The organism is Mycobacterium sp. (assembly GCF_050701675.1).
Classification (GTDB): Bacteria; Actinomycetota; Actinomycetes; order Mycobacteriales; family Mycobacteriaceae; genus Mycobacterium.
Genome location: NZ_JBOGDD010000511.1, coordinates 1 through 7,271, shown reverse-complemented (window position 1 = coordinate 7,271; position 7,271 = coordinate 1). Strand labels below are relative to the sequence as shown.

7 protein-coding genes are annotated in these 7,271 nt (G+C 69.5%); 1 reads left to right on the top strand and 6 read right to left on the bottom strand.

Going from position 1 to position 7,271, the window contains the following annotated elements; genetic code table 11:
- The 4 genes from ACRDUX_RS15430 to ACRDUX_RS15415 form a co-directional block, all read right to left on the bottom strand.
- A partial coding sequence (locus tag ACRDUX_RS15430) for a serine/threonine-protein kinase (RefSeq protein WP_526414893.1) occupies positions 1 to 1,458 on the bottom strand: 1,458 nt, incomplete at its 3' end.
- Positions 1,455 to 2,600, bottom strand: a complete 1,146-nt coding sequence (locus tag ACRDUX_RS15425) for a hypothetical protein (protein ID WP_526414892.1) — start codon at positions 2,598 to 2,600, stop codon at positions 1,455 to 1,457. The genes ACRDUX_RS15430 and ACRDUX_RS15425, both read right to left, overlap by 4 nt.
- Before the next feature lie 3 nt (positions 2,601 to 2,603).
- Positions 2,604 to 3,572 (bottom strand): glutamate ABC transporter substrate-binding protein, encoded by a 969-nt coding sequence (locus tag ACRDUX_RS15420; protein WP_526414891.1) that lies wholly within the window; start codon positions 3,570 to 3,572, stop codon positions 2,604 to 2,606.
- On the bottom strand, positions 3,569 to 4,831 hold the full coding sequence (locus tag ACRDUX_RS15415; RefSeq protein ID WP_526414890.1) for a GlnX family signal transduction membrane protein: 1,263 nt from the start codon (positions 4,829 to 4,831) through the stop codon (positions 3,569 to 3,571). Before ACRDUX_RS15415 ends, ACRDUX_RS15420 begins: the two co-directional genes overlap by 4 nt.
- Before the next feature lie 135 nt (positions 4,832 to 4,966).
- On the opposite strand from ACRDUX_RS15415, the gene ACRDUX_RS15410 reads away from it, so the two are divergent.
- On the top strand, positions 4,967 to 5,803 hold the full coding sequence (locus tag ACRDUX_RS15410) for an arginase family protein (protein ID WP_526414889.1): 837 nt from the start codon (positions 4,967 to 4,969) through the stop codon (positions 5,801 to 5,803).
- Here the strand turns inward: ACRDUX_RS15410 and ACRDUX_RS15405 are convergent.
- Both ACRDUX_RS15405 and ACRDUX_RS15400 read right to left on the bottom strand, forming a co-directional pair.
- Positions 5,788 to 6,534 (bottom strand): SDR family NAD(P)-dependent oxidoreductase, encoded by a 747-nt coding sequence (locus tag ACRDUX_RS15405; protein ID WP_526414888.1) that lies wholly within the window; start codon positions 6,532 to 6,534, stop codon positions 5,788 to 5,790. The two genes, ACRDUX_RS15410 and ACRDUX_RS15405, sit on opposite strands and share 16 nt — an antisense overlap.
- A 6-nt stretch (positions 6,535 to 6,540) precedes the next feature.
- Positions 6,541 to 7,271, bottom strand: a 731-nt coding sequence (locus ACRDUX_RS15400; protein ID WP_526414887.1) for an N-acetylglucosamine-6-phosphate deacetylase, incomplete at its 5' end; no start/stop codon positions are given.

Genomic DNA, 7,271 nt, shown 5'->3' with positions numbered 1-7,271 from the left:
GCCCTGATTCGTGCCGCCCCTGGCGAGGTGCAGGGCGTGCTCGAGCTGGGCGGGCGGCGTCCCGCTGGTGGTGGCGAGCAGCGCGGCACCTGGGTCGTTCGGGTCGACGACGGGCACCGGCAGTGCCGCGATCACCCGGCCCGCTCTCACCGCCACGTCCCGGCCCGCGCCGTACACGTCGCGCTGCGGACTGAAGTAGTTCGACATCCGTGGCTGTGCGACATCGGCATCGACCGACGCGATCTCGTACAGCACGCCGGTCAGCTGATCGGCGAACTCCTCGACCGACGAGAAGCGCCTTGCCGGGTCGGGGTCGGTGGCACGCAGGATCGCGCGATACAGCGACTCGTATTTCGCGAGCACCGGCACGGTGTCGGGACCGGGCAGCTGATCGACGAAGCGGCCGTGCTCCTGTGGTACGTCCATGACGAGCACGGCGAGCGTTCGCCCCATCGTGTAGACGTCGCTGGCGACGGTCGGCCCGGTCTTGGCGATCTCGGGCGCCTGGTAGCCGACCGTGCCGAAGATCGCGCTCTGCTCGTCGTCCATGGCGATGACCGCACCGAGGTCGATCAGCTTGAGCTGCTCGTCGGTCTGCATCACGTTGTCCGGCTTGAAGTCGCAGTAGGCCAGACCCTGGGTGTGGAGATAGGCGACCGCCGGCGCGATCTCGACGAGGTACGCGACGGCCTGGTCGGCAGGCAGCGGACCGTTGCGGGCCTTGCGAATCTGTTTGAGCGACGTGCCGCCCACGTACTCCATCACGATGTAGCCGACCGGTACGCCCGCGGGGTCGGAGGCATCCACGTGCTCGACGAAGTTGTAGATCCGGACGATGTTGGGGTGCTCCACCTCCGAGAGCGTGAGGACCTCGGCGGCGGCGGCCGCCATGGCGTCGGCATCGGTGGAGTTCAGCAGGCCCTTGAGCACGACCCAGCGGTTGTGTACGTTCCGGTCGACCGCGAGGTAGATCCAGCCGAGGCCGCCATGCGCTATCGCCCCCTGCACCTCGTACTGCCCACCGACGACATCGCCGCGAGAGAGCTTGGGGATGAAGGAGAACCGCGTGCCACACTGGGTGCAGAAGCCCTCCGTGCGTCCAGGGTTCCCGTCGGCGCCACGTCCGACGGGCTTACCGCAGCCGGTGTTGCCGCAGAATCTGCTGCCCTCCGGCACCTTCGGGTCGCTCAGGATCGCAGCCGCCGGGTTCCCGCGCGGAACCCGCGGCATCACGACGACCCCTGCGCCGAGACGGCCACGTGAGCTCGACGAGCGCGACGACCCCGTACGTGCCGTCCCCGTCGAGCGAGCGGTCGGGCGGCTCGCCGCGGTGGCCCGCGACCCCGCGGCGGAGGTGGCGGTCGACGGTGCCGCGCTCGGCGGCGCAGGGGCGGTGCCGCACACGTCGCAGTAGCCGTCGACGACGGTCCCGCCGCATCCCGGTTCGGCGCAGTTCATCTCGCGCTCCCCTGCCTCTCGACGAGCAACTGCTGATAGTCCGCGACGGCCCTGGTCACGGCACGGAGGTCGCACGGTCTGCGATGCAACAACCCGGAGGCGATCCGGCTGGACGCCAAGAGATCCCGATCCTCACCGAGGTCCAGCCTGGCCGCCTTCGCCTGGTACGCCGTGAGCCGGCCCTTGAGCTCGGTGCGACGGTCGAGCAGCCCCTGCGCGAGCTCGTGGTCCTCGTGCACGACGGCCAGCGCCGCGGCGATGCGGCGCCGCAGTGAGCGCAGCGCCGCCGGATCCGTCGTGGTGATGGACGTGAACTGTGCCCGCAGGCCCGGCTCGGCGTCGTCGTGTACCGGCAACGGACCCGACACCACGTCCCGCTCGGCGCGTGCGCGCACTTCCGCCGCGCCGTCCACCGCGTTGCGCAAGTCGTCGAGTTGGGTGGCCGTCGCCGCGAGAGCACCCTTCCAGTCCGCTTGCAGCGCCGCCAGTTCGGCGAGCTCGCCCGATCGCCGCTCGACGTCGTCGGCGATCACCCGGACCCGCTTCTCGACGTCCTCCGGTGTCAGCGACAGCGGATCGGTCGCCGAAACCGCCAACAGCTCGGCGACTTCCTTGGGGAAGGCCGCACCTGCGTCGTCGAGGCGCTGCCGCAACGGCCCGAGACGATCCACGATCAGCGAGTTGATCCGGTCGACGGCATCGAGGAACTCGGCAACGGCCGGGTAGGCAGCGCGCATGTCGTCCACCATGTCGCCGAGGCCGACGTAGCCGACCGTCTCACCAGGACCGGTGATCATCCGCTGCGCCAGTGGGATTCGTTCGCGCGACACCTCGAGCGGGCGCTCGCGTAGCCATCTGGTCAACTCCGCGCGGTCGTCGTCGTCCAGCTTCGAGCGACGCGCCCGCACCGCCTTGGCCGAGTCGAGGATCGACGTCATCCGCCCGACGTCCTCCCAGAGCTCGGCGAGCGCCTTCTCGATCTGCGCCCACCGCTGTGCCGTGACGCCGGTCGGCGGGTAGCGGCGGACGTGCAGCAGGCCCGGGTGGGTGTCGAGCTCGACGAGTGTCACCGATGCTGCGGTGACTTCCTTGGTGCGCGAGTCGATTTCGCGATCGATCTCTTCGGTGGTCAGCACGGTCACGAGTCAGTCCTCATACCGCGCCGGTGGCGGGCCCGGCGAGGGTCCGAGGATGAGCAGCCGGTTCTGGTAGAGGCGCTCCCACGTGCCGTCGGCGCGCATCTCGTCGAGGACACCGTTGACGAACCGCACCAGGTCCTCGTTCTCCTTCTTGATCCCGATGCCGTAGGGCTCGGCAGCGATGCTGGGTCCGACCAACTCCACGTTGGGGTCCTGCTCTGCGAGCCCGGCCAGCACGGCGTCGTCGGTGCTGATGGCGTCGACCTGTCCCTGTTGCAACATGACGAGGCAGTCGGTCCAGTTGCTCACCCCGAACAGTGTCGGCCTCGGATCGAGCGCGAACAACGCCGACAACGATGTCGTGCCACGCACCGCACAAACTCGCTTGCCCGAAAGGTCGGCGGCAGAACGGATTCCCGAACCCTTGATGGCGAGGATGCGCTGCTGCGCGTAGTAGTACGGCGTGGAGAAGGCGATGTACTGCTTGCGGTCGCAGGTGATCGAGTAGGTGCGGACCACCATGTCCACCTGACCTGACTGCAACGCCGATTCACGCTGACTGGCGTCGACGACCCTCAGATCGATCCGGTTCGGATCGCCGAAGATGCGACGCGCAATCTCGCGGGCGACGTCGATGTCGAAGCCCTCCAACTGGCCCGTGGCCGGGTTCCGGAAGCCGAAGAGAAAGGTGTTCTGGTCGACGCCGACGACGAGCCTGCCGCGCTCGGCGATCGCCGCCATCGTCGAACCGGGTGGCATGGCACCAGGACTGGGTTGCACGCCGGGACGCAGGCTGGCCTCCCTGTCGCAGTTCGCGTTGCCCGCCGCTGGCGCGGTCGTGACCTCCTCGGCGCCTGCGGGCATCGCGTTGACGGGTGACACGGTGACCGCCTGCGGCGACGTCGGCGTTCCGCATCCCGCCCCGGCCAGCGCGAGGGCGAGGGCGAGCAGCGCCACCACGAATCGCGTTCTCACAGGAACTCCTTGAGCCGCGGCCACAGACCGACGACGGCCGCGGCCGCGGCGACCACCATCAGCACGAGCGTCCCGGTCGGACTCCACGTCAGCCGCGCTCCCGCACGTGACACGTCGTCGCGCAACGTTGCGCGGGTCCGTTCGATCGCCTCACTCAAGCTGGCTTCGACGACGGCGAACTGTGCCGCCGACGCCTCGGGAACGTCACCGATCGCCTGCGCGACGGCGGCCGGATAGTCACCGCCCTGGTAAGCCTCCACCTGTGCGCGATGGCTGGCCCTCCACTTGAGGACACCGTCGGCCGCAGCTGCGGGTCCCTGGTCCAGCAGAGCGGACAATTCGCCGACGTGATCGGTGAACGACTTCTCGCCTGCCGTGATGTCGCCGCGCGCGATCAACTGCAGGGTCTCGTCGGTCCTTGCCTTCTGGGCGAGGACACGCGCCTTGGCGAGCTTCTCGAACCGTGCGGTCCCCTCGATGCGGCTCTGCTCGATGCTGCTCGCCGCGAAACGGTTGGCGACGACGATCCACGCGATCACCAGCAGCACGACCACCGCCGCGCCCACCAGTCCCTTGTTGAACTGCCTGTTCGTCCGTCCGACCAGGATCAGCGAGCCGACGCCGATCACCACCAGCACGACGAGGAGCAGCACCAGGCCGAACGTCGGCAGCGAGGCGACCGCCCTCTGATCCCCCTCGACGGCGGCGAGACCGCCTGCGTAGATCCGCTCGGCACTGGGCAGCATCGAGGTCTGCATCAACGCCGACGCTTCCCGCAGATAGGCGGATCCGACGGGGAACCCCTGCCGGTTGTTGGCCCGCGCCGACTCGACCTGCCCGGTATAGGCGGCCAGCTCGGCCGATATCTGAGCCAATGCCATCCGGGTGCCTGCGTCGGTGGCACCCGCGGTCGCATCGGTCAGCGCCGATGCGGCGTCGGCCAACGCCTGCTGATATCGCGCCCGCATCGGGGCCGTCTCGAGTCCGCCGGAAAGGAACTCGGTGGCCGCGGCGGCGTCGGTGGCCGAAAGGGCGGCGTACAGCTTCTGCGCGGAATAGGCGAACGGCTCGGACCTGTCGAGCAGGGAGTCGTGCTCGGAGATCCGGCCATCCAGCTGGCCCCCGACCACGACACCTGCGATCACGCAGAACACCGCGACGACGACGGCGACCGTGCCGACCACACCGGGTGTCGTACGCGCAAAACGCCGCAACCAGCCCACGGAAGCGCGCGTGTCCACGGTGCGCGCTGAGCTCATGGTCCTCACCCCCGAACGTGATCGTAACCGCCGAGGATGCTCCCTTGGATCTTGATACGAGAACGTCGAGTCCAGCTGCGAGCGGTGACTCAAAATGATTGGCACCCCCGCGAGAGCATCGATAGCGTCACCACCATGGCACCGGCCCGGACCACACCATGCCCCGTGACGTTCGTCGGCGGGGCGGGCGACCGCAATGGCCGCGGCATGCTGGGCGCGGCCGTCGTCGGGGAGGAGTTGGGCCGTCGGCTCGACCGCGAGGCCACGGTGATCGGGAAGCCCGAGCCCGCGATCCACCGGAACTGGGACGCCGCACTCGCCGCCGCCAGGCCGGGATTGCTCGAACTTCAGGATGAACATCGCCGCATCCTCGACCGGGGAGACGTCCCCGTCGCGGCGCTCCCCCGATGCGCCGCCGCACTCGCGACCCTGCCGGTCATTGCGACACTGCGACCCGACGCCATGGTCGTGTGGTTCGACGCCCATGGCGACCTGAACACGCCGGAGAACACCACCACCGGATATCTGGGTGGCCTGGTACTCGGTGCCGCGATGGGCTGGTGGGACTCCGGACTTGGCTCGGGCCTGACGCCGGATCGCGTCGTGCTCGGCGGATCCCGCGACCTCGACGCGGAAGAGCAGACATTGGTCGACGAGGGAATCATCAAGTTGGCCGTCGGGGCGTCCCTGCTCGATGCTCTCGACGACTACGTCGGCGCGCATCCCGTCTACTTCCACCTCGACTGCGACGTCCTGCAGCCCGGCACCGTGCCGACCGAGTACGTCGTGCCCGGCGGGATCTCTCTGGACGACCTCGCCGCAGTCTCGGCGCGGCTGAGCCACAACGAGATCGTCGGCATCGAGGTCGCCGAGTTCGAGGCGCCGGCCGACCCAGCAGATCACGGAAGGTACGTCGAACCGCTCGTCGACGCGCTCACTCCGATGCTGGCGGCGGTTCACCGCAAGGCGTAGCCGCCGTCGGGGTAGAGCGTCGAACCCGTCGTGTAGGTGTTGGTGAATAGGTAGAGAACTGCCTCTGCGATCTCGGCTTCGGTCCCCGGTCTGCCGAGCAGCGCGTCGCGGCCGTACTGCGCGAAGGCCGCGGCGCGGACCGACTCCTCGCGCGATCTCCACAGACTCCCGTCGATCGTCCCCGGCGCGATGGCATTCACCCGGATCGGGGCCAGTTCCACGGCGAGCCCGCGGGCCAGGCCCTCGATGGCGGCGTTGGCGGCGACATACGCCGGCGCGGGGCCCGGCGGGCGGACACTCGCGGCGCCCGACATCAGCACGATCGACGCATCGGGCGCCAGGCGGTCCAGAACGGCCTTGACGACCCGGTACTGCCCCCAGAACTTGGAATCGAAAGGCGTTGCCGCAGTCGCCTCGTCGAGGTCGCGCAGCGATCCCGTGGTGTATTCGGCCGCGGTCGTCAGGACCGCGTCCACCACCTCGATGTCCGCGACCAACGCAGCGAGGGAGCCGGCGTCGGACGTGTCGACAAGCGCGGCGCGCGCACGGGTCCCCAGTTCACCGACGGCTGCGTCCAACTTCGACTGCGTGCGCCCGCCCAGGATGACGTTCCCGCCCGCGTCGACGACGCGACGCGCGACCTCGAGGCCGATGCCCGAACCACCGCCGATCAGGAGCGCGGTTCGCTCACCGAAACCCGAGGGACGCCGTCGTTCTCCATCAGTAGTCACCGTCGGTCACGATAGCGGCCCTCGCTCGGGGCGCGCGCCTTCGGGTTCGACGACCCAGGATCCCCGACGCAGCACGCCCGCCACGGCGAGGTCATCGTCCAGCACCACCAGGTTCGCGGTGGCCCCTGCCACCAGGTCCGGACTCGGCAAGCCCAGTGCCCGAGCGGGATTGAGCGACGCCTGCCGCACCGCCGAGAGCAGGGCCGCGTCGCGGGCGAGCCCGCTGTGCGCGACGGCGAAGCGGAACACGCGGTCCATGGTGGCGGTGCTGCCCGCGATGGTGTCCGTTCCCGATACCGTCGCCACCCCGTCCACGACGTCGACCGCCAGCGGGCCAAGGTGATAGACGCCGTCGGCCATCCCGGTGGCCGCCATCGCGTCGGTCACCAGTGACACCCGGTCGGGGCCCGCGCTGCGCGTGACGTGTCGGTAGATGGCGGGGTCGACGTGTACGCCGTCGGTGATCAACTCGACGGTCACCAGCGGGTCTTCGAGGAGGGCGACGATCGGTCCTGGCTCGCGTCGGTCGATCGGCCGCATCGCGTTGAACAGGTGGGTGCCGACCGTCGCGCCCGCCGCGATCGCCGCCCTGGTCCACTCGTAGGTGGCCTCCGTGTGTCCAACGGCGGCCACCACGCCCGCGTCGACGATCTGCGCGATCGCGGCAAGGGCCCCGTCGCGTTCGGGCGCGATGGTGATCATTCGGATCGCGCCGCCACCCGCGACGAGGACGCGGT